This window comes from Sphingomonas japonica (assembly GCF_006346325.1).
Lineage (GTDB): Bacteria > Pseudomonadota > Alphaproteobacteria > Sphingomonadales > Sphingomonadaceae > Sphingomonas > Sphingomonas japonica.
The window spans coordinates 1-24,837 of record NZ_VDYR01000002.1; the positions used below are offsets into that span (position 1 = coordinate 1).

Genomic DNA, 24,837 nt, shown 5'->3' on the forward strand with positions numbered 1-24,837 from the left:
GATATAGCGATCGTGCGGCGAAAGAAAAGGTGGGAGTCTTTGTAGAGAGCGGCACAAACACGCCTTTCCAGCGCCACAATGTCCCGCTAGGGACTAGGATATCATGTTGACGCAGCGTTCCCGTTACGCCCTTCGCGCGATGTTGTTTCTCGCCGAACATCCCGCTGGCGGCCCGCCGATCCCGATGAACCGGATCGCCGAGGCGGCGAACGTGCCGCGCAAGTTCCTCGAACTCATCCTGGCCGACCTGCGCGAAGCGATGCTGCTGCACAGTCATCGCGGCAAGATGGGGGGATATTGCCTGTCGAGGCCGACGCATCTGATCTCGCTCGGCGAGATCGTCCGCGTGATCGAGGGGCCGCTGGCGCTGGTGCCATGCGTCAGCCGCACCGCGTATCGCCCGTGCAAGGATTGCAAGGACGAGGCGAGCTGCGCGATCCGCATCGCGATGGCGCGGGTGCGCGACGAGACCGCCCGCATCCTCGACGGCACCAGCCTTGCCGACGCTGTAGCCGAGGATCTGGCTGCGGCCTGAATTGGTTCAAAGGGGTGGGTTCGTGCCCGGCCTCGCCTTCAGTTCGTCGCGGATCTCGCGCAGCAGCACAATGTCGGCGGCTTCGGCAGCCGGCGGCGCGGTGCCTTCGGCCTTTTCCTTTTCCATCTTCGCCAGCATGCGATTGACGCTGCGCACGAGCAGGAAGACGATGAAGGCGAGGATGACGAAATTGATCACGACCGTCAGGAACGCCCCGTATCCGAACAGCGGTACCCCGGCCTCCTTGAGCGCGGCATAGTTTTCCGGCGATCCCGTGTAGGTCGCCGGGATCGGCCCCAATCGCACGAAATAGCTGGTGAAATCGAACCCGCCGAAGATCGCGCCGATCACCGGCATGATGACGTCGTCGGTCAGCGATTTGGTGATCGTCCCGAACGCAGCGCCGATGATCACCCCAACTGCCAGGTCGAGGACATTGCCGCGGGCAATGAATGTCTTGAACTCGTTCAGCATGTCTCAAATGCTCCCATTGCTCGTACCGATTTCCCTTCGCACTGGCTTCGCTGCGTCTTATATACACCACACACCGAGGGGAGACCGATCATGTCGCTTCGTTCCAGCCTGTTGTTCGTGGCCGCATTGGCGCTGTCGGCGTGCGGCCTCAACAGCGTGCCGACCGCCGAGGAAAATGCCAAGGCCAAATGGGCCGAGGTGCAGAACCAGTATCAGCGGCGCGCTGACCTGATCCCCAACCTCGTCAATACCGTGAAGGGATTTGCCGGGCAGGAAGAGCGGGTGCTGACGCAGGTCACCGAAGCGCGATCGCGCGCGACCTCGATCAACGTCACCACCGACGACCTGTCCGATCCGGCGACGTTCGAACGCTTCAGCCAGGCGCAGAACCAGCTGACCCAGGCGCTCGGCCAGCTGCGCACCGTCGTCGAGAATTACCCAGAGCTGACGTCGAACCAGAATTTCCTGACGCTGCAGTCGCAGCTAGAGGGGACCGAGAACCGCATCGGTATCGCCCGTCGCGATTACAACGAGGCGGTGCAGGCTTACAACACGCGCATCCGGACCTTCCCCGACGCGATCGGCGCGCGCATCTTCCACGGTGCCGAGCCGATGACGCCGTTCGCCGCGCAGGCGGGAGCGGATACCGCGCCGACGGTCAATTTCGGTAATTCCAACTAAGGTGATCGCACGCCTGTTTCTCGCTCTGGCGCTGCTGCTCGCCCCCGGCGCGGCGGCGGCGCAGAGCTTTCCGCCGCTGTCGGGTCGGGTGGTCGATGCCGCCAACCTGCTCGATCCTGCGCAAGAGGCTCAGCTTTCGCGACTGAGCCAGGAGATCGAGGCGGCTTCGACGCGACAGTTCGTCGTTGCCACCGTCCCCGACCTGCAAGGCTATGAGATCGAGGAGTATGGCTATCGCCTCGGGCGCGAATGGAAGATCGGGCAGGGCGAGGCGAACAACGGCGTCATCCTGCTGGTCGCACCCAACGAACGCAAGGTACGGATCGAGGTCGGCTATGGCCTCGAGCCGATCATGACCGACGCATTGTCGAGCGTGATCGTCAACCAGACCATCCTGCCCGCGTTTCGTGACGGCGACATGGGCGGCGGCATCGTCGCCGGGGCCGTCCAGATCGGCGAGCAGCTGCGCCTGCCGCTCGAAGCCGCGGAGGAGCGCGCCCGCACCGTGGTCGCGGAAAATGCCGACCGCGGCGATGGAGCAGGAGTCGGCATCGCGATCTTCTGGGTAATCGTGATGCTGGTGATCTTCATCGCGTTGTTCGCCAACCGTGCCAAGGGCAAGCGTTATCGCGGCGGCCGCGGGCCGGTCATCCTGTGGGGTCCGGGGTTCGGGTCGGGCTGGGGCGGCGGCAGCAGCGGCGGATCGTCCTGGGGCGGCGGTGGCGGCGGTGGCGGCTGGGGGGGAGGCGGCGGCTTTTCGGGCGGCGGCGGATCGTTCGGCGGCGGCGGCGCGTCGGGGGGCTGGTGATGCACCTCACCCCACAGGATCATGGCCGCGTCACCGCAGCGGTGGCGCAGGCCGAACGCACGACCGATGCCGAGATCGTGACGATCGTCGCTGATCGGTCCGATGCCTATCATGATGTCGGGCTGCACTATGCCGTACTGGCGATGCTGCTGTTGCTCGGGCTGGCGGCATTGGTGCCCGGCGTGATCGAGGCCAAGCTGGCGCTGCTGAATCGCGGCTGGACCGGCGAGGTGTCGCCGCGCGCGGTGCTGCTGGTGGTGCTGGTGGCGCAGGCCACGTTGTTCCTCGTGGTGCGCTATGCGCTCGCATGGTTTCCGCTGCGCATGGCGGTGACGCCGCGGGCGACCAAGACCAGGCGGGTGCGGCGGCGCGCGGTGCAGCTGTTCCGGGCAAGTGCCGAGAAGCGCACGGCGACGCGCATCGGCGTGCTGCTGTATCTGAGCCTGTCCGAGCATGTCGCCGAGATCGTCGCCGACGAGGCGATCCACGCCAAGGTCCCTCCCGAGCGTTGGGGCGAGGCGATGGCGGCGCTGGTCGACCGGGTCAAGGCGGGCGACGTCGCGGGCGGGATGGTCGCCGCGGTCGAGGCGATCGGCGCGATCGTGGCGGAGCATTTCCCCAAGAGCGAGGGCGATCCCAACGAGCTGCCCGACCGGCTGATCGAACTGTGATCCCCGACCACGACGCTCCGGTCGAGACGATGTGGGCGGGAAACTACATTACCGCCAAGCGCCAGGGACGCTGGGAATATGTGTCGCGGGCACGCGGTATTCGCGCGGCCGTGATCGTCGCGATCGACGACGGCCATGTCCTACTGGTCGATCAGTATCGCGTCCCGCTCGGCCGCCGCTGCCTTGAGCTGCCGGCCGGGCTGGTCGGGGACGAGAATGCTGACGAGGCGCCCGAGCAGGCCGCTGCGCGCGAACTGGAGGAGGAAACCGGTTACCGCGCTGCGCGCATCGTCAATTGCGGCGATTTCTTCTCGTCGCCGGGCATGGTCAGCGAGAGTTTCACTCTGGTGCGCGCCTCCGGGCTGATGCGCGTGGGCACAGGCGGCGGCGTCGATAGTGAGGACATCGCGGTCCACCGCGTCGCGATCGGCGACGTGGCGACATTCGTCGCGCAGCAACGCGCCGCGGGCATGGCGATCGACGTCAAGTTGCTGCTGTTGCTCGGGTCGGGGATCCTGGCCAGCTGATGCGCGTCGCGGTGCTGGCGAGCGAGGATGATTTCGACGGCTGGCGCGACGCGGCGCGTACGCTCGCCGGTGCTCGGGTGCCGCCGGGCGAGATCGTCTGGCAGGTCGGCGACATGCCGGGCGATCTGTTCGGCGACGAAGCGGTGCGCGCCGCTGCGGCACCGGTCGCCTTCTCGGTCCCGCGCGGCTTCCTCGATCTTGCCAAGACGGTGGTACTCCACGCCGACCCGCAGCGGTTCGCGCTGCTCTATGCGCTGCTCGTCCGCCTGATCGATCAACCGCGGCTGATCGACGACCGTGCCGATCCGGCGCTGCGTGCGCTGGAGGAAATGGCCAAGGCCGTCCGCCGCGATATTCACAAGATGCGCGCGTTCCTGCGCTTCCGCGAACTGCCGCACCAGCCCGCTCCCCCACCCGGCCACCCACAAGATGATATGGGCGGTCGGGTGGAGGAGCGGGCTAATACGGTCGACCCCGAATATGTCGCCTGGTTCGAGCCCGAGCATCACATCGTCCGCGCCAACGCCCAGTTCTTCGTCAACCGTTTCACCGCGATGCGCTGGTCGATCCTGACACCCGCGCTGTCGATCCACTGGGACGGGGAGGTGGTCAGCGAAGCGCCGGGTGCGGTCAAGGCCGATGCGCCCGACGGCGATCCGACCGAGGAGGTGTGGAAGACCTACTACGCCTCGATCTTCAACCCCGCGCGGGTCAAGATCGGCGCGATGCTCAAGGAAATGCCGCGCAAATATTGGAAAAACATGCCCGAAACGGCGTTGGTACCGGGGCTGATCGCACAAGCGCAGCGGCGGGAGAGCGGCATGATCGAAACGGCACGGACCGCGCAGGGGGGCAATGTCACCGGGGCATGGGAGGCGCTGCGCGACGAGGCGATGGGGTGCCAGCGCTGCCCCTTGTGGAAGCCCGCGACGCAGACGGTATTCGGGGAAGGGCCGGTCGATGCGCGGATGATGTTCGTCGGCGAACAGCCCGGCGATCAGGAGGATCTCGCTGGGCGCCCGTTCGTCGGCCCGGCGGGACAGGTGTTCGACGCCGCGCTTGGCGAGGCGGGGATCGACCGCGCCACGGTGTACGTCACCAATGCGGTCAAGCATTTCAAATTCGAGCCGCGCGGCAAGCGTCGCATCCATTCCAAGCCGAATGCTGGCGAGATCGACGCCTGCCGCTGGTGGGTCGAGCAGGAGACGATGCTGGTCCAGCCCCGGCTGACCGTGGCGCTGGGGGCGACCGCCGCGCGTTCGCTGACCGGACGCACAGTGACGATCGGGCGCGAACGCGGGCGCGGGTTCGAGCTCCCCGGCGGCGGCACCGGCTTCATCACCGTCCACCCCAGCTTCCTGCTGCGCATCGACGACCCCGCCCGCGCCGAGGACGAGCGCGGGCGTTTCGTCGTGGATTTACGCGCAGCCGCGGCGTTGGTGGTGGAGTAGAGCTGCCCGTTCGTTTCGAGCGAAGTCGAGAAACTGGTCTTGGCACGTCAGGCACGTTCTCGACGACGCTCGAAACGAACGGCAACCAAGTGGTCTATATCTCCAGCGGGTCGGGACCGATCCGGCCGCTCGGCGTGTCGAGTGCGTCGATCGCCGCGATGTCAGCTTCGCCCAGCGACAGATCCTTGGCGGCGAAATTGTCGGCCATGTGCGCATGGCCCGACGCCTTGGGTATCGCCGAAAAACCGTGGTGCAGATGCCAGGCGAGGATGACTTGCGCCGGGGTGGCGCCATGCTCGCCCGCGATGCGTGCGATCACCGGGTCCTCGATGGTCTTGCCCTGTCCCAGCGGACTCCAGCTCTGGGTGACGATATCGTGCCGCGCATGAAATTCGCGCAGGCGGCGCTGCTGGAAGTGAGGGTGCAGTTCGATCTGGTTGAGCACCGGCAGCACCCCGGTCGCGTCGGCCAGCGCCTCGATATGTTCGGGCAGGAAGTTGGCGACGCCGATCGACCTGGTCTTGCCCGCGGCGCGCAGTTCGATCAGCGTGCGCCACGCTTGGACGAACTGGCCCCCCGACGGATGCGGCCAGTGGATCAGATAGCAATCGACCGAATCGCGGCCCAGCAGCGCCAAGCTCTCGTCGAGCGCCGCCTCGGCATCGTCGTGGCGATCGTGCCACAGCTTGGTGGTCAGGAAGACATCGGGCTGGTTGATCAGCCCCGATCCGGCGCCGCGCTCATTGTCGTACAGCGCCGCGGTATCGACCAGGCGATACCCGATATCGACGGCATCGCGCACCGCGCTCGGCGCATGCGTATCAGGAATCTTGTAGGTGCCGAGCCCGAGCGCCGGGATCGAGCGCCCGTCGTTGAGCGCGAGCGTGGGGATGTCGGTCATGCAAAACTCCGGTTGGTTCGCCAGCACAACCGCCCGAAGCCGCCAAGGGTTCATTCATTGCCGAGCAGATCATTGTGGGGCCGCGATGGCCTCGTTCAGGCGCGAAAGACCAGTGCCGCGAAGGGGCCGAGGCGGCCGGATGCGATATCGCCGGTCTGGAGCAGAATTTCACGTCCGGCCGGAAGCTGCGGCACCGTGACCGGTTCGGAGGCGAAGTTGAACGCGCAGACCACGATATCGCCTGCGTCGCTGCGACGTTCGAACACGAGCAATTGCGCATCGGCATGGGTCACGGTGATACTGCCCGAGCGCAGCGCGGGCTGGGCATGCCGCAGCGCGATGACGCGGCGAGTCCAGTGCAGCAGCGAATCGGGATCGTCGCCCTGCACATCGACCGCGAGCGCGTCATGCTCGCTGCCGTGCGGCAGCCACGGGTCGGTCGATCCAAATGCGCGGTCGTCCGCATCGGCGACCCACGGCATCGGCGTGCGGGCGCCGTCGCGCGACAGGGTCAGCGGCCAGTTGGCGATGGCCTCGGGATCGACCAGCCGGTCGAACGGGATATCGACCTGGGTCAGGCCAAGCTCCTCGCCCTGATAGAGGATGGCGTTGCCGCGCAGGCACAGCAGCAGCAGCATCTTGAGCCGTGCGAACGGTTCGCGATGCTCGGGCGCCGCCCAGCGCGACAGCGCGCGCGGCGCATCGTGGTTCTCGAACGCCCAGCTCGGCCAGCCGTGCCCCGGCGCATCGGGCCATGCCGCCACCGCCGCCGCGACGAGGCTGGGGGTCAGCGCATCGGCATAGAGGAAGTCGAAGCCATAGGCGCTGTCGAGCCGCTCGGAACCTTGCGTATAGAGCGCCATCTCGCGCGCCGAATGGTCGCCGCCGACTTCGGCCATCGCAAAGATCGCGCCGCGCGAATGGAGTTCGGCCGACAGCCGCTCGATGAAGCCGACAATGTCGGGGTGGCTCTGGTTATGGATCTTGTCCTGGAAATCGAACGGCCGCGTGCGCGGGCGGTTCGACGGCGGCAGCGGCGGATTGTCGCGCAATTGCGGATCATGCATCGCGAAATTGAGCGCGTCGAAGCGGAACCCGTCGACGCCGCGATCGAGCCAGAAGCGCGCGGTGGAAATCATCGCGTCCTGCACCGCTGGATGATGCAGGTTGAGGTCGGGCTGTTCCTCGAGGAAATTGTGGAGATAATATTGACTGCGGCGTGCGTCCCATTTCCACGCCGGCCCCCCGAACACCGATTGCCAGTTCGACGGCGGCGATCCGTCGGACTTGGCATCGGCCCAGACATACCAGTCGGCTTTGGCATTGTCGCGCGACGACCGGCTTTCGGTGAACCACGGATGCTGGTCCGACGAATGCGAATAGACCTGGTCGATCATCACCTTGAGCCCGAGCGCGTGCGCGCGCGCGACCAGCGCATCGAAATCGGCGAGCGTGCCGAACACCGGATCCACTCCGCAGAAATCGGCGACGTCATAGCCGAAGTCGCGCATCGGCGAGGTGAAGAACGGCGACACCCAGATCGCGTCGACGCCGAGGTCGGCGATATGCCCCAGTCGCGCGGTGATACCCGGCAGGTCGCCGATACCGTCGCCATTGGCATCGGCAAAGCTGCGCGGATAGATTTGATAGATCACCGCTCCCTTCCACCAGGGGTCGGCAACCTGCGCGGCGTGGCGGGGATGCGCGGCGAGGTTCATCGGGCTTGCGCGGCGCACACGATCGAGCCGAACGGGGCGATCCGTACCCGCACGCTGCCGGGCACGCTGACTGCTTCGGGGCAGTTGCCATGCAGGCGCTCGAACCGCGTCACGCCCGTTTCGACGACGACGTTGGCGGTGATTGCCTCCGGGCTGGTATTGAACGCGATCAGATATTCGCGATCGGTTTCCGGATCGAAGCGGCTGACCGCGAACAGCCCCGGGCCGTCGTCGCGATAGGCACGCGTGACCTGACGCCCGCGCGTCAGTGCCGGATGCTGCGTGCGCAGCCGGGCGAGCGCGGCGATCGAGCGGAACAGCGGATGACCCGGATCGAACTGGTCGGCGTCGTGGCCGCGCGTCGTTCCCACCAGATCGTCCTCGAGATAGGTCGCTGTCTTGCTGGCGAACATCGTCTGGCGTGCATCCTGATCGTTGCCCTTGCCCGCGAACCCCTGTTCGTCGCCGTAATAGATGGTCGGCACGCCGCGCAGCGTCAGCAGCATCTCGTGCCCCAGCCGGGTCCGCGCCAGCAGTTCGGCATCGTCCGCCTGCGGGTTGGCGCGCCTGACGAACATCGCGAACCGGCCCTGGTCGTGGTTGCCGATGAACGTCGGCAATTGCAGCGCGGTCGCCTCCCCCCCGGCATAGACGGCGTCGCCCCAGAACAGCTTGGCGAGCGCGGCGGTCGGCTTGCCCTCGGCGACGGTCTGCTGGACCGCGGTGGCGAAGGCGAAGTCGAGCACGCTCGGCAGCTTATCGACGATGGTGTGGCGCTGGAGCAGGCCGATCTCGAGTTCGCTCCATGCCGCTTCGCCGAAGATGTGGAAATTGGGGATGCCCTTCGCCTTGGCGCGCGCCAGCATCGCCGGGGTGAACGCGGCCCAGAATTCAGGGTTTACGTGCCGTGCGGTATCGATGCGAAAGCCGTCGATGCCGTAGCGGTCGATCCAGTCGCCATAGATATCGATCATCCCTGCGACCACTTCCGGGCTTTCGGTCGCCAGGTCGTCGAGCCCGACAAAATCGCCCATCGTCGAGCTTTCGTTGGAAAAGGTGGTGTTGCCGCGATTGTGATAATGGATCGGGTCGTTGAGCCACGCCGGCACCTTGATGTCGCGCTCCTCGGGCCGGACCTTGACCGTATAGGCGAAATTGGGATCGGTGAGCCTCGCGAAATTGTCCTCGGTCATCACCTGGTCGCCCGCAAAGCCGCGGTTGATCCGCCGTCCCTCGATGCCGCCGCGGGTCGCATAGGGAAAATCGGCGACGCTGCGATAGGGGCAGGCGTCCTTGCCTTCGCACTCCTCGAAATACAGCACGTCGGCGGTGTGGTTGGCGATGATGTCCATATAGACCTTCATGCCCCGGGCGTGCGCCGCGTCGACCAGCGCCTTGAAGTCCGCCTCGGTGCCCAGGTGCGGATCGACGGTGGTGAAGTCGGTGATCCAATAGCCGTGATAGCCCGCCGATTCCTGCCCCGTCCCGCCCTGCACCGCCTTGTTCTTGAACACCGGCGTCAGCCAGATCGCGGTCATGCCAAGCGACTGGATATAGGGGAGCTGCGCGATCAGTCCCTTCAAGTCGCCGCCCTGGAAGAAGCCCTTGTGCGCCGGATCGAAGCCGTGGGTGAGGCGATCGCCAGCGATGCCGCCGCGATCGTTCGCGCGATCGCCATTCTCGAACCGGTCGGGCAGCACGAAATAGATCACTTCGTCCTGCGGCAGACGCTGGCGCAGGTCCTGCGCGGCGGCGGGGGCGCTCGCGAGGGCCGCGGCGAGAAGGATGAGCGGTCGGATCATGCGAATACCCGTTGTGCGAGGGAGTCGAGAAAGGCGCGGTGCGGCGGCAGCGCGGCGGCTGTGCGCTGCGCGACGGAATGCGCGGCGCCCAGGAAGCCGGCGAGGTCATCGCGCGGCAGCGCGTCGGCGCTCGGGTGCCACGCCTGCGGGACGATCCCCTGGCCCAGCATCACCTGCAGCCAGCCGGGTTCGGCGAACAGCTCGTCGTCGCGCCGCGACAGCCGGGCGGAGCTTTTGAACAGCGCGATCTTGCGCGCCAGTTCGTCGGGCAGCGCCATGCTGCGTACCGCGTCCCATAGCGGTTCGCCGACCCGCTGGTTGGCGTGGTAATGCAGCATTAGGAAATCGCGGACCCGGTCATATTCGACATGCGTCAGCCGGTTATATTCGGCGCGATCGGCCTCGTGCATAGCCCCGCGCGGCAGGAACTGCAGGATGCGTGCGATCGCGGTCTGGACGAGGTGGATGCTGGTCGATTCGAGCGGCTCGAGGAATCCCGACGCGAGCCCGATCGCGACGCAGTTGCGGTCCCAGAACGCGTCGCGCTTGCCGGTGGCGAAGCGCAGCGGCTTGGGATCGGCAAGTGGCGCGCCGTCCAGATTGGCGAGCAAGGTCACCGCCGCTTCGTCGTCTGACAGATGCGCGCTGGAATAGACATAGCCGTTGCCGATGCGGTGCTGCAGCGGGATGCGCCATTGCCAGCCCGCCGAGCGTGCCGTGGCGCGGGTATAGGGCAATGGATTGCCCGCCCCCTCGCACGGCACCGCCAGTGCGCGGTCGCATGGCAGCCATTGCGTCCAGTCCTGATAGCCGACGCCAAGCGCGTCGCCGATCAGCAGCGCAGCGAAGCCGGTGGCATCGACGAACCAGTCGGCGGCGATGCGGCGCTCGCCGTCGAGCAGCAGCGCGGCGATGTCGCCGGTGTCGCTGCGTTCGACCGAGACGATCCGCCCCTCGTGCCGCACCGCACCATGCGCTTCGGAAAACCGGCGCAGGAAAGCGGCATAGAGCGCGGCGTCGAAGTGATAGGCATAGGGCATTGGCGGGATCGGCCCGCGCGGTTCGACCTGCGCGAAGCTGCCTGCCAGCGCGGCGGCGTTGTTGAGCGAATGGTCGTGATAGGGCGCGGCGATCCCCTCGGCTTGCCCGCGCAGCCAGTAATGATGGAAATCGACCAGCCCCATGCCGCGCCCGACACTGCCGAAGCCGTGAAGATAGCGTTCGCCCGGACGCGTCCAGCCGTCGAATTCGATGCCGAGCTTGATCGTGCCCTGCACCGCGCGCAGAAATTCGGCTTCGTCGATGCCGAGTGCCTGATTGAACAGGCGGATTTGCGGGATCGTCGCCTCGCCGACGCCGACCGTGCCGATCGCATCGGATTCGACGATCTGAATATTCCATCCGGGCAGCAGTTTCGAAAACGCCGCCGCGGCCATCCAGCCGGCGGTGCCGCCGCCGGCAATCAGGATGGTTCGGGGTAGAGGCGTGATCACCCGTTTGTCCTTTAGCGGGGAACCCGTGCCGGACGTCCCGGCAACGGGTTCCTGCGCCCCCTTTTTGCTAGAAGCGGAACGCTGCCCCGGCGAGGAAGCGGCGGCCATAGGTCTGGTAATCGATGATCGCCAGTTCGCCGCGCGGATCGACGGTCGCGAACGGCTCGTCGGTCAGGTTCTGGCCCTGGACGAAGATGGAGAAGCCCTGGAGCGCGCTGCCTTCCTGAAACTCATAGCCGATCTGCGCGTCGATGATCGTCTCGTCGAGGGCCCGGCGCCGGACGCGGTTGGCGCCAAAGCCCGACAGTTCGCCGACGAAGGTCGAGCGATAGCGCACCGACCCGCGCAGGTTGAACCCCCATTTCTCGAAATAGCCGGTGCCGTTGGCGACCCATTTCGAGTAGCCGGGAATGTCCTCCGGCGCCTGTCCCGGCGTCGGTGCGATCTCGGTCTCGGTATAGGACAGGCCGCCCGTCACGCCGAACCCGTCGAGCGCGCCGACGAATTCGCCGAACGGCAAGGTCCCGGCCAGTTCGACGCCATAGATGCTGCCCCCCGAACCGTTGATCGGAATGGTGGCAAGTCCGATCGCGGGGACGTCGACACCCGCAGGGATGTTCGACGGCGGCGGATAGCCGGTGTAATCGAACGGCTGTTCGAGGTTGTAGACGTAGCTCTTGAGGTCCTTGTAGAAACCCTGGACCGCGAGATAGCCGGCATTGCCGAAATATTTCTCGACCGTCAGGTCATAGCTGTTCGACCGGATCGGCCGCAGGAAGGGGTTGCCGCCACTGCCGTTGATCAGGCCCGCCGCGGTGTCGAAGCCATAGGACAGGGCGACGCGCATGTCGTCGAGGCGCGGCCGCTGCACCTGGCGCGCTGCCGCCGCGCGGATGACGAAATCGTTGGCAGTGCGAAGCGACAGGTTGATCGCCGGCATCACGTCCCAGTAATCGTCGCCCGTCGTGGTCGGCACCAGCGAACCGTTGGCAGTGACGAAACCCGACGAATGCTGTTCGGTCCAGATCGCCTGGACGCCGAAATTGCCGGTCAGCGTCGCGCTGCCCACTTCCTGCTCGATGTCCGCCTGTGCGTACATCGTCATCAAGTCCTCGGCGATGGTAAATGCCTTGGCCGGGATGTCGAGGCTGGTGTTGAACACCTGCGTGTAGATGCCCGCATCGAGCAACTCGCGCGGATCATAGCTCAGGATCGATCCCAGCCCGAGAAAGCCCTGATCGGTCGAACCGAGGATGAACTCGTCCGGGATGACCGCCTCAGTCGCACCGTTCGGGAGGACCAGCAGATACTCGTCGGGGACCAGCGACTTGTCGCGGTCGGTATAGTTCAACCCGACTTTGACGCCTTTCAGGAAGCCATCGAGTTCCTTCTCGATCTCGACGCGGTACTGCCAGATGCGATCCTCGACCTGCCGATCGTTGAGATAGCCGGCCTGGACATTGGCGCCGCCCCAACCGAGCGGATCGGTCAGGCGGATCAGGTCGGGATCGGAATAATCGAGCGTCGGCGAAAAGATCGTGCCCGTGTCGGTCGACACGAAGTCGATCGTGTCGGTGGCGCCGTTGCCCGCGCCATAGCCGGTGCCGGCATAGGTTTCGATGACGATTTCATTGCGGTCGGTCTTGGAATAGCTGACGTCGAGCATGGCGTTCCAGCCGTCGTCACCTTCCCACTTGTTGTTCCACCCAAACGAATACAACTTTGCCTTGCGCTGGAAGGAATCGTTGCGGATCACGCCTTCGACATTGGCGAAGCTGCCCGCGGTGACGAACCCGTTCTCACTAGCGGAGACGGTCAGCGGGCTGGCGCTGAACGCCAGCGGCAGTTCGATGCCGCGCTTGATCTGGTCGTCGTCGAAGTCCGAGAAGAACCCGTCGAACGTCGAGGTGAAATTGGGCGTGGGGCGCCACTGCAAGGTGCCCGACAGCCCGAGCCGCTTGAGCTGGGTCGAGGTGACATAGGATTTCGACCCGCCGATCACCCCGCCTTCGCCGCCGGGCGCATCGGCATAGCCCCAGGCATTGAACTCCTGGATTTGGTACGGTTCGTCGAGATAGTTGGCCGACAGCGCGATGCCGATCGTGTCGTTCGCGAACTGGTCGATATAGGTGCCCGACACGCGATAGCCGTACTCGGTCGATCCGGCGTTGAGCGCGCCTAGGTCGGCATAGGTGCCGCGTCCACCGATCGCGATCGCGCGGCGGCCGTAATCGAGCGGGCGCACCGTGCGCAGATCGACGGTGCCCGACAGACCCTGGCCGATCAGGCTGGGCTGCGCGGTCTTGTAGACCAGCACCTGGCTCATGATCTCGGCGGGATATTGGTCATATTCGACCGCGCGGTTGTCGCCGGTAGAGGTCTGTTCGCGACCGTTGAGCAATGTCGTCGAGAAATCGGGCGCGAAGCCGCGAATCGAGATGCTGTTCGACCGCCCAGAGACGCGTTGCGAGGTCAGTCCGGGCAGCCGCGCGATCGACTCGGCGATCGAAGCGTCGGGCAGCTTGCCGATATCCTCAGCCGAGATCGACTCGGCGACGATGTCCGATTCGCGCTTGGTCGCGACCGCGCTTTCCAGGGCCGCGCGAAATCCGGTGACGACGATTTCCTCGCCGGCATCGTCGGCAACCGGCTCGCTGGGCTCGGCGGTCTGGCCGGCAGGTGGCAGCGTCTGCTGGGCGTGGGCGGTTCCCGCCACGGCAAGTGCGGCGGCCATCGCCGCCAGGCTGGTGCCGCTGCGTCGCGCATCGGCAAAGGTCATCCGGATCATCATATTCCCCTCCTGAAAGGCTGACGCCGTCCCCGCGTCTCACCCTGGTGCTCGTCGAACATCTTCCCGCATCAGCCGTGCGGTGTTGCTGCTGTGACGCGATGTACCGCGCCCGGGCATCCGCCGAATAGAGCGCATACGTATGTCGCTGCGCGCGCGAACACGCCGCGATCGTTGCAGATCGGCCACAGTCGCTGTCGGCGCGACGCTTTACCGGCCGCGACGCGCACGATAGCATCGCGCAACTGCGGCCGCTGCCGGACCGCATGGCGTGGAGAGAGGTTGTGGAGGCGTGACCCGGACGGTGTCGCAACGGCCGACTTCCTTCGACATCGCCTATCTTGCGGGCGTGTCGCAGCCCACCGTGTCGCGTGCGCTGCGCGGCAGTGCTTCGGTCAGCAAGGCGACGCGCGAGCGGATCGAGCGGATCGCGCGCGAACTCAACTACAGCGTCGACAAGAACGCATCCAACCTGCGTTCGCAAAGCGCCAACACGCTGGCGCTGCTGTTCTTCGAAGACCCGACCGCCGACAGCTCGCTGATCAACCCGTTCTTCCTGTCGATCCTCGGTGCGATCACGCGCAGCGCCGCCAGGGCGGGGTACGACCTGCTGATCTCGTTCCAGCAGCTATCGGGCGACTGGCACACCAGTTACGAGGACAGCCGCAAGGCCGACGGCATCATCCTGCTCGGCTATGGCGATTACGAACTCTATCGCCCGCGGCTCGAACAACTGGTGCGTCAAGGCACGCATTTCGTGCGCTGGGGATCGCCCGGCGACGACGCCAACGGCACCACCATCGGCTGCGACAATCGCGCCGGGGGGCGGCTCGCGACCGAGCATCTGATCGCGCACGGGCGGCGCCGTGTTGCCTATCTCGGCGCAAGCGACGACCATTATCCCGAGTTCCGCGACCGCTGGCTCGGTTATCGCGAGGCGCTCGACGCGGCGGGCCTCCGCTACGATTCGGCGTTGCAATGCGATGCGATCACGCTGGAGGCGGCAGGCTATGACGCGGTGCGCGGCTTGCTTGCGCGCGGTGTTTCCTTTGATGCGATCTTCGCGGCCAGCGACCTCATCGCGATCGGCGCGATGCGTGCGCTGAACGACGCGGGCATCGCCGTGCCAGGTACCGTCGCCGTGATCGGCTATGACGACATCCCCGCAGCGCAGCAGGCGAGCCCGCCGCTGACGACGGTGCAGCAGGACGCGACGCTCGCGGGACAGGCGCTGGTTGCCGCGCTGCTCGCGCGGCTGGAAGATCGCGATCCGGCCAGCCGGTTGCTGCCGGTCAGCCTGCAGGTGCGGGCAAGCTGCGGGGCGCATACGAATGCATGAGCGCACCCTGCTTTCGCGGTCCCCGCTTCGCGCCTAGCATCGCGGCCAAGGATCGGGATGCACCCGGGGCAAGGGGACGAGGATGGACGAAGGCAAGCCGCGCCAGGGCTTTGGCGGTCTGTGGACGATCTCGTTCGGTTTCTTCGGCGTCCAGATCGGCTTTGCGCTGCAGAACGCTAATGCTAGCCGCATCTTCCAGGCGCTCGGCACGCCGATCGACGACCTTGCGATCATGTGGATGGCGGCGCCGCTGACCGGGCTGCTGGTGCAGCCGATCATCGGCCATTATTCGGATCGCACCTGGACGCGGCTGGGGCGGCGGCGGCCCTATTTCCTGGTCGGCGCGATCCTGTGCACGATCGCCTTGTGCTTCATGCCCAATTCCCCGGCAATCTGGGCAGCGGCGATCACCTTGTGGATCCTCGACGCGTCGCTCAACGTCACGATGGAACCGTTCCGCGCCTTCGTCGGCGACATGCTGCGCCGCGCCCAGCGCCCCGCGGGATATGCATTTCAGACCGCGTTCATCGGTGCGGGCGCGGTCGCCGCCAGCCTCGCGCCTGCGATCCTGACCTGGGCCGGCGTCTCCAACGTCGCTCCGCTGGGCAGCGTGCCCGACACGGTGCGGTACAGCTTCTACATCGGCGCCGCCGCACTGCTCGCGGCGGTGCTGTGGACCGTGCTCGGTACGCGTGAATATGCACCCGAGGAGATGGCCCGTTTCGCCGCGGCCGATGGCGAAGCGCCGCCGCCGCTCGACCGCGCGCCGCTGGTCGCGCCAGCCACCGGACCGTGGTGGTTGGTGGCGGGCGCGATCGCCGCGGCGGTGGCTTGGGCGCTCGGCCTGGCTAACGAAGCCTATCTGGTGGCGGGCGGGCTCGCCGCGTTCGGTATCGCGCAGATCGCGGCGCGGCGCATCGTCGCGCGCGGCGCCACCGACAATGTCCTCGCGCATGTCGTCAGCGACCTGGCGACCATGCCCGAGACGATGCGGCGGCTGGCGCTGGTCCAGTTCTTCACCTGGGGCGCGCTCATCATCATGTGGATCTACACCACGCCGGTGGTCGCACTGCAGGCGTTCGGGGCGAGCGATCCGGCATCCGCAGCCTATAACGAAGCAGGCAATTGGGTCGGCGTGCTGTTCGCGATCTATTCGGGCGTGGCGACGCTGGGTGCCTTTTTGCTGCCGAAACTGTCGCAGGCGATCGGCAAGGCGCGCACGCATATATTAGGCCTGCTGTGCGGCGCGGCCGGCTTTGTCGGGCTGTATGCGATCCACGATGCGAGCCTGCTGATCGCGCCGATGATCGGTATCGGCATCGCCTGGGCGTCGATCCTGACGATGCCGTACGTGATCCTCGCCGACGCGCTGCCGCAGCACAAGCTGGGCGTGTATATGGGCATCTTCAATTTTTTCGTGGTGCTGCCGCAATTGATCGTCGCCGCGCTGATGGGTGCGGCGATCACCGCGCTGTTTCCCGCCACGCCGCAAGTGACGATGCTGATTGCCGCCACGGTGATGACGATCGCTGCCGCCGCGATGCTGAGGGTCAAGGCGGAGTAGATCCTGTCCACGCAGGCGGATGCGGCACCGGCAAGCCTCGCAAGGGCTGCCGTTTCGTCACGGACCGGCCATCGTTTTCCGGCATATCTGCCCGGGAATGCGCATTTTCGCGCCGAGCGGCCAGACCCGCTGCATCCTGCGGGATTGAAAACCTAATTCGCCTTCGATATGTCTGAGTTAACGGCGCAGAGCAGGGGATGGTGTTGACGTTCGAGCCTTTCGTCGGTGCGCGGTGTGGCGGCGCTGCGGCATCCGGTTCAGGCGTGATCGCTGCGGCGTGCGCTGTCGTTCGCAAGGCCGAGCCGCCGACGATCTGGATAGCCCGTGCGCTGCCGACGCCGCATGCCTGGCTCCGCCATCGCCGCGACCGAAGATATCGCATCTGACAAATGGTACCGCCAGCGACCTGGCACACCGGGCGGCGACGAAGGGACGAGGAATGAAACTGGTACAGCTACGCGACGGTCGCGGCGGGCGATTCGTCGCCGGGGTGGACGATGCCGGGTCGGCAAGGCGCGTCGCTGCGGCCGACACCGTCTATGCGCTTGCGACGGAGGCGATCGCGCAGGGCGTCTCGCTCGCCGATCTCGCGCGAGATCGGCTTAACGAGACGATCGACCTCGCCGCCGCCTGTGCGGAGGGGCGCATGCTCGCCCCGATCGACCATCCCGATCCGGCGCATTTGTATCTCACCGGAACCGGTCTGACCCATCTCGGTTCGGCGGAGGGGCGCGACAAGATGCACCAGCCCGCCGCGGGCGACACGCCGACCGATTCGATGCGGATGTTTCGCATGGGCGTCGAGGGCGGCAAGCCAAGCGGCAGCGAACCGGGCGTTCAGCCCGAATGGTTCTACAAGGGCGACGGGTCATGTCTCGTCACCCCGGGCGCACCGCTCGCTTCGCCCGATTTCGCGCTCGACGGCAGCGAGGAGCCGGAGATCGCGGGCATCTACCTGATTGATGGCGACGGCAATCCGCGCCGCCTGGGCTTCGCGCTCGGCAACGAGTTCTCCGACCATGTCGTCGAACGCGGCAATTATCTGTGGCTGGCACATTCCAAACTGCGCCCCGCCAGCCTGGGCCCGGAACTGCTGACCGGCGAATTGCCCCGGGACGTGCGCGGCACCAGCCGTATCGTGCGGGGCGGCGAAACCCTATGGGAAAAGCCGTTCCTGTCGGGAGAAGCCAATATGTCGCACAGCATCGCCAACCTCGAGCATCACCACTTCAAATATGCGCTGTTCCGCCGTCCCGGCGACGTCCACGTCCATTTCTTTGGCACTGCCACGCTGTCGTTCGCCGACGGCATCGAGACGCGCGAAGGCGATGTGTTCGAAGTCGAGGCCGCGCCGTTCACGCTGCCGGTGCGCAATCCGCTCGCCAAGGCCGATGCGGCCCCGGTCGCGGTGCGGCCGCTGTGAGCGCGACGCGTATCGCGCTGGTCGGGATCGGCAAGATCGCCCGCGACCAGCATGTCCCGCACATCGCCGCCTCGCCCCATTTCGAACTGGCCGCGACCGTCAGCCGCAGTAACGGCATCGACGGCGTTCCCGGCTTCACCTCGATCGCCGAGATGATGGCGGCGGTCCCCGACGTGCAGGCGGTGTCGATCTGCACCCCGCCGCGCGGACGCCTCGCCATCGTCGAGGAAGCCGTCGCGCACGGCCTCGACGTCATGCTCGAAAAGCCGCCCGCCGCGACCTTCAGCGAGGCGCAGGCGATCGTCCGTACCGTCGCCGAAGCGGGGCGCGTGCTGCATGTCACCTGGCATTCGCGCGAGGCCGCCGCGGTGGAACCTGCGCGGCAATGGCTTGCCACGCGGACGATCGAGCGAGTCGAGGTCAACTGGAAGGAAGACGTGCGCGTCTGGCATCCCGGACAGGAATGGATCTGGGAGCCGGGCATCGGCGTGTTCGATCCCGGCATCAACGCCCTGTCGGTCCTCACACAGATTCTGCCGCGCCCGCTGCTGCTCGGGGCCGCGCAACTGCGCTTTCCGTCGAACCGCGCCGCGCCGATCGCCGCCGATCTGACGTTCGCGGACACGCAGGGCGTCCCCGTCTCGGTCGCCTTCGACTTCGACCAGCGCGGTCCGCAGCGGTGGGACATCGACGTCGAGACCGATGCCGGCCACCTCACGCTCGGCATGGGCGCATCGCAGATGGCGATCGACGGCGCGCCGGTCGATGTCGGAGACGAAGCCGAATATGCGCGCCTGTACAGACGCTTTGCCGAATGCCTGGCGACCCGCACCAGCGACACCGATCTGACTCCGTTCGCGCATGTCGCCGATGCCTATCTGCTCGGTCGCCGCGCGGTGGTCGGCGCATTCGAAGAATAGGCACAAGAGGGAGAGAGAGATGAGATTGCTGACCCGAATGATCGGTGCCGCCGCGACGCTATCGCTGGCGCTGCCCGCCGCGGCGCAACAGATACCGGTCGCGGTGACCGTCACCGTCGATACGTCGAAGCCGGGGCCAAGGATCGAGCGCGACGTGTATGGCCAGTTCGCCGAGCATCTCGGCCGCGGCATCTATGAGGGCATCTGGGTCGGCAGCAACTCGCGCATCCCCAACACCAAAGGCTATCGCACCGACGTCGTCGAAGCGCTTCGCAGGATCAAGGTGCCGTCGGTGCGCTGGCCCGGCGGCTGCTTCGCCGACGAATATGACTGGCGCGACGGCATCGGCGCGCGCGCGCAGCGGCCGACCCGCGTCAACACCCATTGGGGCGGCGTGACCGAGGACAATGCGTTCGGCACCCACGAGTTCATGAACTTCGCCGAACTGATCGGGGCGCAGGCCTATATCGCCGGCAACATGGGATCGATGGGCCCGCGCGAGATGGGGCAGTGGGTCGAATACATGACCAGCGACAGCCGGTCGACGCTCGCCAACGAGCGCCGCAGGAACGGCCGCGACAAGCCCTGGAAGGTCGCCTATTTCGGCGTCGGCAACGAAAGCTGGGGCTGCGGCGGCAATATGCGCCCCGAATATTCGGCCGATCTCCACAAGCGCTATTCGACCTTCGTCAAGGCGCCTCCCGAAATGGGCATGAAAAAGGTCGCGAGCGGTGCCAGCGTCGACGACTATGCGTTCACCGAAATGCTGATGGACCGCGCGCGCGCGCAGATGGATGCGGTCAGCATGCACCATTACACCTTCACCAATTCCTGGGAGGAAAAGGGAAATGCCACCGGCTTCAGCGAAGCCGACTGGGCATCGGTGATGGTCAACGCGCTCAGGATGGACGAGCTCGTCACCAGGCATTCGGCGATCATGGACAAATACGATCCCGAAAAGCGCGTCGGGCTGTACGTCGACGAATGGGGCACCTGGTATAATCCCGAGCCGGGCTCGACGCCGGGCTTTCTGTACCAGCAGAACACGCTGCGCGATGCGCAGGTCGCCGCGCTGACGCTCAACATCTTCCATCGCCACACCGACCGGGTGAAGCTCGCCGCGATCGCGCAGATGGTCAACGTGCTGCAGGCGATGATCCTGACCGATGGCGCCAAGATGGTGCTGACGCCGACCTATCATCTGTTCGACATGTACGTGCCGTTCCAGGGCGCGACGCCGTACGCGGCGTTCGTCACCAACGCGCGCTATACCAGCGGCGGCAAGGATCTGCCGATGATTGATACGTCGGTGGCGCGCGCGACCGACGGGACGTTATGGATGGCGCTGGTCAATCTCGATCCCAATCGGCCGGCACGGATCGCCACAAACCTGACCGGCACCGCCATCGGCCGCATCCTGACGGCGGCCGCGATGGACGCGCACAACAGCTTCGAAAACCCGAACGCGATTGCGCCTGCCGCTTATTCGGGCACGGTCATCGACGGCAAGCTCGGCTTCGACTTGCCGGCCAAGGCGATCGCGATGGTGCAGATCGCCGAATGATCGGACGCCGCGCCTTTCTGACCTCGGCAAGGCGCGGCCGGGCAAGACCACCGGGCGGATCAAGGTCCGCCCGGGGCGGCTGTCGGCGGTGCGGCTGACCCGATCAATCCCGGCCGGCGCGGTCGAGGCCGATCGCAGGGCGCTGCTGATCGGGCTGCGTCACTCGACCCAGTCGAGCCCGATCTCGCGATAGATGTCGCGGTCGTCTTCCCAGTTCGGGCGGACCTTGACGTGCAGGTACAGATGCACCGGCACCCCGGTTATGCGCGCCAGCTCGGCGCGCGCGCGCGCGCCGATCTCCTTGATGCGCTGCCCGCCCTTGCCCAGCACGATCGCGCGCTGGGTATCGCGCTCGACCAGCACCTGCTGGTGGATTTCGAGCGAGCCATCGTCGCGCTCGTCATATTTCTCGGTCTCGACTGCGCTGGCGTAAGGCAGTTCGGCGTGGAGCTGGAGGTAGAGCTGTTCGCGCGTGACTTCGGCGGCGAGCATGCGGTCGGTCGCGTCGGACACCTGGTCGGCGGGGAAATGCCACGGTCCTTCGGGCATGCGGTTGGCCAGCGCAGCCTTGAGCTCGGCGATGCCGTCACCGGTGGTGGCCGACACGAAGAAGATCTCGTCGAACGCCAACAGATCGTTCAGCCGCTGCGCATGGCTCAGCAGCCGCGGCTTGTCGGCGATGTCGACCTTGTTGAGGATCAGCAGCTTGGGTTCCTTGCGGTGCGCCAGCCGCTCGGCGATCGCGGTGACCTTTTCGGGCAGGCCGCCCTTGGCATCGACCACGAACGCGATCGCATCGGCGCCTTCCGCACCTTCCCACGCCGCAGACACCATCGCGCGGTCGAGGCGACGCTTGGGATCGAAGATGCCGGGCGTATCGACCAGCAGCAGCTGCGTCTCGCCCTCGATCGCGAGACCCATCAGCCGAGTACGCGTGGTCTGTGCCTTGGGACTGACGATCGCGATCTTCTGCCCGACCAGCGCGTTGACGAGGGTGGATTTGCCCGCATTGGGCGCGCCGACGACGGCGACGAGGCCGCAATGGGGGATTGGGGTGGTCATGAGCGGGTTTCCAATTGGGTGAGCAGCGCCTCCGCCGCGGCGGTTTCGGCTTCCTGCTTCGATGCGCCCGTCGCGGTCGCATCCGCCAGCTTGCCGATGCTCACCCGCACCGTGAAGCGCGGGGCGTGCTGTGGGCCGGAGCGTTCGACGACCAGATATTCGGGCGGGCGACGCTGGTGCGCCGCGGCCCATTCCTGAAGCGCGGATTTGGGATGGCGCGGTGCGCGGGTCTGGGTTTCGATGCGGTCGGCCCATGCAGCGCGGATGAAACCGCGCGCGGCGTCCTGCCCGGCGTCGAGATAGAGCGCGCCGATCAGCGCCTCGAGCACGTCGCCCAGCACATTGTCGCTGTCGGCGGCGCCATCGTCGCGCGCCTGCTTGCCGAGTTTGAGATGCGGGACGACGCCGATCGTGCGCGCCACATCGGCGCAGACCGCGCCGGTCACCAGCGCATTGAGCCGCCGCGACAAGGCGCCTTCGGGTTCGTTGGGAAAGCGCTCGTACAGCCATTCGGCAATGCTGAGCCCCAGCACGCGGTCGCCCAGAAATTCGAGCCGTTCGTAATTGGCCGAATCGCGGCTGCCATGCGTCAGCGCGCGCAGATAGGGCAGCGGATCCCCTGGATCATGCCCCAGCGCAGTGGCGATCCAGGCGACGGCGTCGGCGTCGGTCAAAAACCGTCCCCGATGCGCTCCCATCGCGCCGCCGAGAACCATGTCCACGGCAGCAGCCACGACGCGGTGCCGTCGGTCGACCAGAAGTTGACGACTGCCCGCCCTTCGAGATTTTCGAGCGGGACATAACTGATCGAATCGAAGAAGCGACTGTCCTTCGAATCGTCGCGATTGTCGCCCATCAGGAAGACGTGGCCCGCCGGCACGGTGAACACCTCGGTATCGTCGGCGATCGTCATGCCCTGGTCGAGCACGCGATAGGTCTTGCCGTTGGGCAGCGTTTCCTCGAACTGCGGAAAGCGGCAGATCGGCGTCCCGTCGTTCAGCGCGTCCTGAAAGTACGGCGCACATTGCGCGTTCGGGGTCACCGGCTCGACGAAATCGGCGATGCGGTTCTTCGGGATCGGTTTTCCATTCAGGACGAGCGTACCGCCGCGCATCTGGATGGTGTCGCCGGGCAGGCCGATGACGCGCTTGATCCAGTCCTCGCGCGCGGTCGGCGGCGCCTTGAACACCACCACGTCGCCGCGTTCGGGGGTGTCGGCAAGGATGCGGCCGGGGATCAGCGGCAGGCTGAACGGCAGCGAGTGCCGCGAATAGCCATAATCCCATTTGGTGATGAAGATATAATCGCCGACCAGCAGCCGCGGCAGCATCGATCCCGACGGGATGACGAAGGGCGAGAACAGGAAGCTGCGCACCACGAACACGACGATCGCGAGCTTGAGCAGGAAGCTCAGCGTCTCGCGCCATTCGGACTGGGCGGGCTTGGGCGTCGACTTGGTGGCCATGCCGCAAGCTCTGCGGGGCGCCGGGCCAAGCGTCAAGATGATGCGCGTTTTGGGGCTGACCCGCTGCCCGCGCGGAGCTAGGGCGCTCTACGACACGAACTACCCTTGGAGGTGGCGTGATTGATGCCCAATGCTGCGGAGGTGAATATGGCGACGAACCCCTGGGAAGCGATCGAAGCCCTCGAACCGGCCCGGCTCGAAGCACTGTTCACGGCTGACGCGGACCGGCTCGCGCTGCTGACCGCCGATGTCGCAGGCATCCATTTCGACTGGTCGAAGACGCATCTCACGCAAGCGGCGATCGATGCGTTCGCCGCGCTTGCCGAGGCGCAGGGGCTGGCAGCCAAGCGCGACGCGCTGTTCGGTGGCCAAGCGATCAACGTCACCGAGGGTCGCGCGGTCGAGCATGGTGCCGAGCGCGGTGAGGGCTCGCCCGAAAGCGTCGCGCGGGCGCGGGGTTTCCAGCACCGCATGCGCGCGCTGATCGACGCGATCGAAGCCGATGCACTGGGGCCAGTGCGCCACATCCTGCACCTCGGCATCGGTGGATCGGCGCTCGGCCCCGACCTGATCGTCGACGCACTGGGGCGGGATGGCACCCGCTACGACGTGGCGATCGTCTCGAACGTCGACGGCGTCGCGCTCGAAGAGGCGTTGGCGCGGTTCGATCCCGCCGCCACGCTGATCGCCGTGGCATCGAAGACCTTCACCACCACCGAGACCTTGCTCAACGCCGAAAGCGCGCTGGGCTGGATGGCCGAGCACGGCGTCGAGGATCCCTATGGCCGGGTGATCGCGCTGACCGCCAATCCCGATGCCGCCACCGCATGGGGTGTCGACGAGACGCGGGTGCTGCCTTTTTCCGAAAGCGTCGGCGGGCGTTATTCGCTGTGGTCGTCGATCGGCTTTCCCGCGGCGGTCGCGCTCGGCTGGGACGCCTATGCCGAACTGCTCGAAGGCGCAGCCGAGATGGACCGACATTTCCGCCTGACCGAGCCTGCCCGAAACGCGCCGATGCTCGCCGCGTTCGCCGATCTCTATTACACGCAGGTCCGCGGCTGCGAGACGCGTGCGGTGTTCGCCTATGACGAGCGGCTGCGCCTGCTGCCGAGCTATCTTCAGCAGCTCGAGATGGAATCGAACGGCAAGTCGGTGACTGCCGACGGCCAGCCGGTCGGGCGCGCGACCGCGCCGATCACCTGGGGCGGGGTCGGCACCGACGCGCAGCATGCGGTGTTCCAGCTGCTCCACCAGGGCACGCACCTCGTGCCCGTCGAATTCATCGGCGCGATCGAGGGCGGCGACACGCTGGCGGAGGCGCATCACCGCCAGCTGCTGCTCAACATGTTCGCGCAAGGCGCCGCGCTGATGCAGGGCAAGGCGAACGAAGATGCCGCCCGCGCCTATCCCGGCGACCGTCCTTCGTCGACGCTGCTGCTGGACGAGGTCAGCCCGCGCATCCTGGGCGCGCTGATCGCGTTCTACGAACATCGTACCTTCGTGAATGCGGTGCTGCTCGGCATCAATGCCTTCGACCAGTTCGGGGTCGAGCTGGGCAAGGAGATGGCCAAGGCGGCAGATGCGGGCGATTTGGATTTCGATGCTTCGACCAACGACCTGATCCGGCGCGCGCTCGGCCCGGCCTGACCAA

21 protein-coding genes are annotated in these 24,837 nt (G+C 66.3%); 12 read left to right on the forward strand and 9 right to left on the reverse strand.

Annotation, left to right across the window (positions count from 1 at the left end; genetic code table 11):
* Window positions 1–103 precede the first annotated feature (103 nt).
* Window positions 104–535, forward strand: a complete 432-nt coding sequence (locus FHY50_RS12090) for an RrF2 family transcriptional regulator (RefSeq protein WP_140231191.1) — start codon at window positions 104–106, stop codon at window positions 533–535.
* A 6-nt stretch (window positions 536–541) separates the two neighbouring features.
* On the opposite strand, the gene mscL is transcribed toward FHY50_RS12090, so the two are convergent.
* Window positions 542–1,009 (reverse strand): large conductance mechanosensitive channel protein MscL, encoded by a 468-nt coding sequence (mscL, locus tag FHY50_RS12095; RefSeq protein WP_140231192.1) that lies wholly within the window; start codon window positions 1,007–1,009, stop codon window positions 542–544.
* A gap of 90 nt (window positions 1,010–1,099) precedes the next feature.
* Here mscL and FHY50_RS12100 point away from each other — a divergent pair, with 90 nt between their 5' ends.
* Genes FHY50_RS12100 through FHY50_RS12120 form a run of 5 tightly spaced genes read left to right on the forward strand, consistent with a single transcriptional unit; the run spans window position 1,100 to window position 5,147 of the window.
* Entirely contained in the window at window positions 1,100–1,690 is a 591-nt protein-coding gene (locus FHY50_RS12100; protein ID WP_140231193.1) for a LemA family protein, read from the forward strand.
* 1 nt (window position 1,691) lies between these two features.
* A complete protein-coding gene (locus FHY50_RS12105) occupies window positions 1,692–2,498 on the forward strand; it encodes a TPM domain-containing protein (RefSeq protein WP_140231194.1) in 807 nt (268 codons plus the stop codon).
* Window positions 2,498–3,169, forward strand: coding sequence for a TPM domain-containing protein (locus FHY50_RS12110; protein WP_140231195.1), 672 nt, complete (start codon window positions 2,498–2,500; stop codon window positions 3,167–3,169). The genes FHY50_RS12105 and FHY50_RS12110 overlap by 1 nt, the downstream gene beginning before the upstream one ends.
* A gap of 29 nt (window positions 3,170–3,198) precedes the next feature.
* Complete coding sequence (locus tag FHY50_RS12115) at window positions 3,199–3,696, forward strand: NUDIX hydrolase (RefSeq protein ID WP_140231441.1); 498 nt, start codon at window positions 3,199–3,201, stop codon at window positions 3,694–3,696.
* A complete protein-coding gene (locus FHY50_RS12120; protein ID WP_140231196.1) occupies window positions 3,696–5,147 on the forward strand; it encodes a UdgX family uracil-DNA binding protein in 1,452 nt (483 codons plus the stop codon). Before FHY50_RS12115 ends, FHY50_RS12120 begins: the two co-directional genes overlap by 1 nt.
* A gap of 94 nt (window positions 5,148–5,241) precedes the next feature.
* Here the strand turns inward: FHY50_RS12120 and FHY50_RS12125 are convergent, their stop codons facing one another.
* The 5 genes from FHY50_RS12125 to FHY50_RS12145 form a co-directional block, all read right to left on the reverse strand.
* The gene (locus FHY50_RS12125) at window positions 5,242–6,048 is read right to left on the reverse strand and encodes an aldo/keto reductase (protein ID WP_140231197.1); all 807 of its coding nucleotides are present in this window, start codon (window positions 6,046–6,048) and stop codon (window positions 5,242–5,244) included.
* A 95-nt stretch (window positions 6,049–6,143) separates the two neighbouring features.
* Window positions 6,144–7,766: an alpha-amylase family glycosyl hydrolase gene (locus tag FHY50_RS12130; protein ID WP_140231198.1), complete on the reverse strand. Its 1,623-nt coding sequence runs from the start codon at window positions 7,764–7,766 to the stop codon at window positions 6,144–6,146.
* Window positions 7,763–9,568: an alpha-amylase family glycosyl hydrolase gene (locus FHY50_RS12135; protein WP_140231199.1), complete on the reverse strand. Its 1,806-nt coding sequence runs from the start codon at window positions 9,566–9,568 to the stop codon at window positions 7,763–7,765. The genes FHY50_RS12130 and FHY50_RS12135 overlap by 4 nt, the downstream gene beginning before the upstream one ends.
* A complete protein-coding gene (locus FHY50_RS12140) occupies window positions 9,565–11,061 on the reverse strand; it encodes a tryptophan halogenase family protein (protein WP_337250279.1) in 1,497 nt (498 codons plus the stop codon). Before FHY50_RS12140 ends, FHY50_RS12135 begins: the two co-directional genes overlap by 4 nt.
* Before the next feature lie 67 nt (window positions 11,062–11,128).
* A complete protein-coding gene (locus tag FHY50_RS12145; protein ID WP_243846639.1) occupies window positions 11,129–13,852 on the reverse strand; it encodes a TonB-dependent receptor in 2,724 nt (907 codons plus the stop codon).
* Window positions 13,853–14,141: 289 nt separating this feature from the next.
* Between FHY50_RS12145 and FHY50_RS12150 the strand changes: the two genes are divergently transcribed.
* The 5 genes from FHY50_RS12150 (at window position 14,142) to FHY50_RS12170 (ending at window position 20,659) form a co-directional block, all read left to right on the forward strand.
* The gene (locus FHY50_RS12150; RefSeq protein ID WP_140231201.1) at window positions 14,142–15,188 is read left to right on the forward strand and encodes a LacI family DNA-binding transcriptional regulator; all 1,047 of its coding nucleotides are present in this window, start codon (window positions 14,142–14,144) and stop codon (window positions 15,186–15,188) included.
* An 82-nt stretch (window positions 15,189–15,270) separates the two neighbouring features.
* Window positions 15,271–16,752 carry an MFS transporter gene (locus FHY50_RS12155; RefSeq protein ID WP_140231202.1) on the forward strand — a complete coding sequence of 494 codons (1,482 nt, stop codon included), beginning with the start codon at window positions 15,271–15,273 and terminating at the stop codon, window positions 16,750–16,752.
* 439 nt (window positions 16,753–17,191) lie between these two features.
* Window positions 17,192–18,175: an AraD1 family protein gene (gene araD1 / locus FHY50_RS14295; RefSeq protein WP_140231203.1), complete on the forward strand. Its 984-nt coding sequence runs from the start codon at window positions 17,192–17,194 to the stop codon at window positions 18,173–18,175.
* Window positions 18,172–19,095, forward strand: a complete 924-nt coding sequence (locus FHY50_RS12165; protein ID WP_140231204.1) for a Gfo/Idh/MocA family protein — start codon at window positions 18,172–18,174, stop codon at window positions 19,093–19,095. The genes araD1 and FHY50_RS12165 overlap by 4 nt, the downstream gene beginning before the upstream one ends.
* A 19-nt stretch (window positions 19,096–19,114) precedes the next feature.
* Window positions 19,115–20,659, forward strand: a complete 1,545-nt coding sequence (locus tag FHY50_RS12170; RefSeq protein ID WP_140231205.1) for an alpha-N-arabinofuranosidase — start codon at window positions 19,115–19,117, stop codon at window positions 20,657–20,659.
* A 159-nt stretch (window positions 20,660–20,818) separates the two neighbouring features.
* Here FHY50_RS12170 and era read toward each other — a convergent pair whose 3' ends face one another.
* From era to lepB, 3 genes are read right to left on the reverse strand one after another with little or no spacing between them, the layout of a single operon-like run.
* Window positions 20,819–21,721, reverse strand: coding sequence for a GTPase Era (gene era / locus FHY50_RS12175; protein WP_140231206.1), 903 nt, complete (start codon window positions 21,719–21,721; stop codon window positions 20,819–20,821).
* Complete coding sequence (gene rnc, locus FHY50_RS12180) at window positions 21,718–22,419, reverse strand: ribonuclease III (protein WP_243846640.1); 702 nt, start codon at window positions 22,417–22,419, stop codon at window positions 21,718–21,720. The genes era and rnc overlap by 4 nt, the downstream gene beginning before the upstream one ends.
* Entirely contained in the window at window positions 22,392–23,186 is a 795-nt protein-coding gene (gene lepB / locus FHY50_RS12185) for a signal peptidase I (protein ID WP_140231207.1), read from the reverse strand. The genes rnc and lepB overlap by 28 nt, the downstream gene beginning before the upstream one ends.
* A 147-nt stretch (window positions 23,187–23,333) precedes the next feature.
* Here lepB and pgi point away from each other — a divergent pair, with 147 nt between their 5' ends.
* The gene (gene pgi / locus FHY50_RS12190) at window positions 23,334–24,833 is read left to right on the forward strand and encodes a glucose-6-phosphate isomerase (protein ID WP_140231208.1); all 1,500 of its coding nucleotides are present in this window, start codon (window positions 23,334–23,336) and stop codon (window positions 24,831–24,833) included.
* Window positions 24,834–24,837: the final 4 nt, after the last annotated feature.

Coding starts and splice junctions, on each gene's coding strand:
- FHY50_RS12090 (WP_140231191.1), top strand. CDS start 104: ATGTTGACGCAGCGTTCCCGTTACGCCCTTCGCGCGATGTTGTTTCTC.
- mscL (WP_140231192.1), bottom strand. CDS start 1,009: ATGCTGAACGAGTTCAAGACATTCATTGCCCGCGGCAATGTCCTCGAC.
- FHY50_RS12100 (WP_140231193.1), top strand. CDS start 1,100: ATGTCGCTTCGTTCCAGCCTGTTGTTCGTGGCCGCATTGGCGCTGTCG.
- FHY50_RS12110 (WP_140231195.1), top strand. CDS start 2,498: ATGCACCTCACCCCACAGGATCATGGCCGCGTCACCGCAGCGGTGGCG.
- FHY50_RS12115 (WP_140231441.1), top strand. CDS start 3,199: ATGTGGGCGGGAAACTACATTACCGCCAAGCGCCAGGGACGCTGGGAA.
- FHY50_RS12120 (WP_140231196.1), top strand. CDS start 3,696: ATGCGCGTCGCGGTGCTGGCGAGCGAGGATGATTTCGACGGCTGGCGC.
- FHY50_RS12125 (WP_140231197.1), bottom strand. CDS start 6,048: ATGACCGACATCCCCACGCTCGCGCTCAACGACGGGCGCTCGATCCCG.
- FHY50_RS12130 (WP_140231198.1), bottom strand. CDS start 7,766: ATGAACCTCGCCGCGCATCCCCGCCACGCCGCGCAGGTTGCCGACCCC.
- FHY50_RS12135 (WP_140231199.1), bottom strand. CDS start 9,568: ATGATCCGACCGCTCATCCTTCTCGCCGCGGCCCTCGCGAGCGCCCCC.
- FHY50_RS12145 (WP_243846639.1), bottom strand. CDS start 13,852: ATGATGATCCGGATGACCTTTGCCGATGCGCGACGCAGCGGCACCAGC.
- FHY50_RS12155 (WP_140231202.1), top strand. CDS start 15,271: ATGGACGAAGGCAAGCCGCGCCAGGGCTTTGGCGGTCTGTGGACGATC.
- araD1 (WP_140231203.1), top strand. CDS start 17,192: ATGAAACTGGTACAGCTACGCGACGGTCGCGGCGGGCGATTCGTCGCC.
- FHY50_RS12170 (WP_140231205.1), top strand. CDS start 19,115: ATGAGATTGCTGACCCGAATGATCGGTGCCGCCGCGACGCTATCGCTG.
- era (WP_140231206.1), bottom strand. CDS start 21,721: ATGACCACCCCAATCCCCCATTGCGGCCTCGTCGCCGTCGTCGGCGCG.
- rnc (WP_243846640.1), bottom strand. CDS start 22,419: ATGGGAGCGCATCGGGGACGGTTTTTGACCGACGCCGACGCCGTCGCC.
- lepB (WP_140231207.1), bottom strand. CDS start 23,186: ATGGCCACCAAGTCGACGCCCAAGCCCGCCCAGTCCGAATGGCGCGAG.
- pgi (WP_140231208.1), top strand. CDS start 23,334: ATGGCGACGAACCCCTGGGAAGCGATCGAAGCCCTCGAACCGGCCCGG.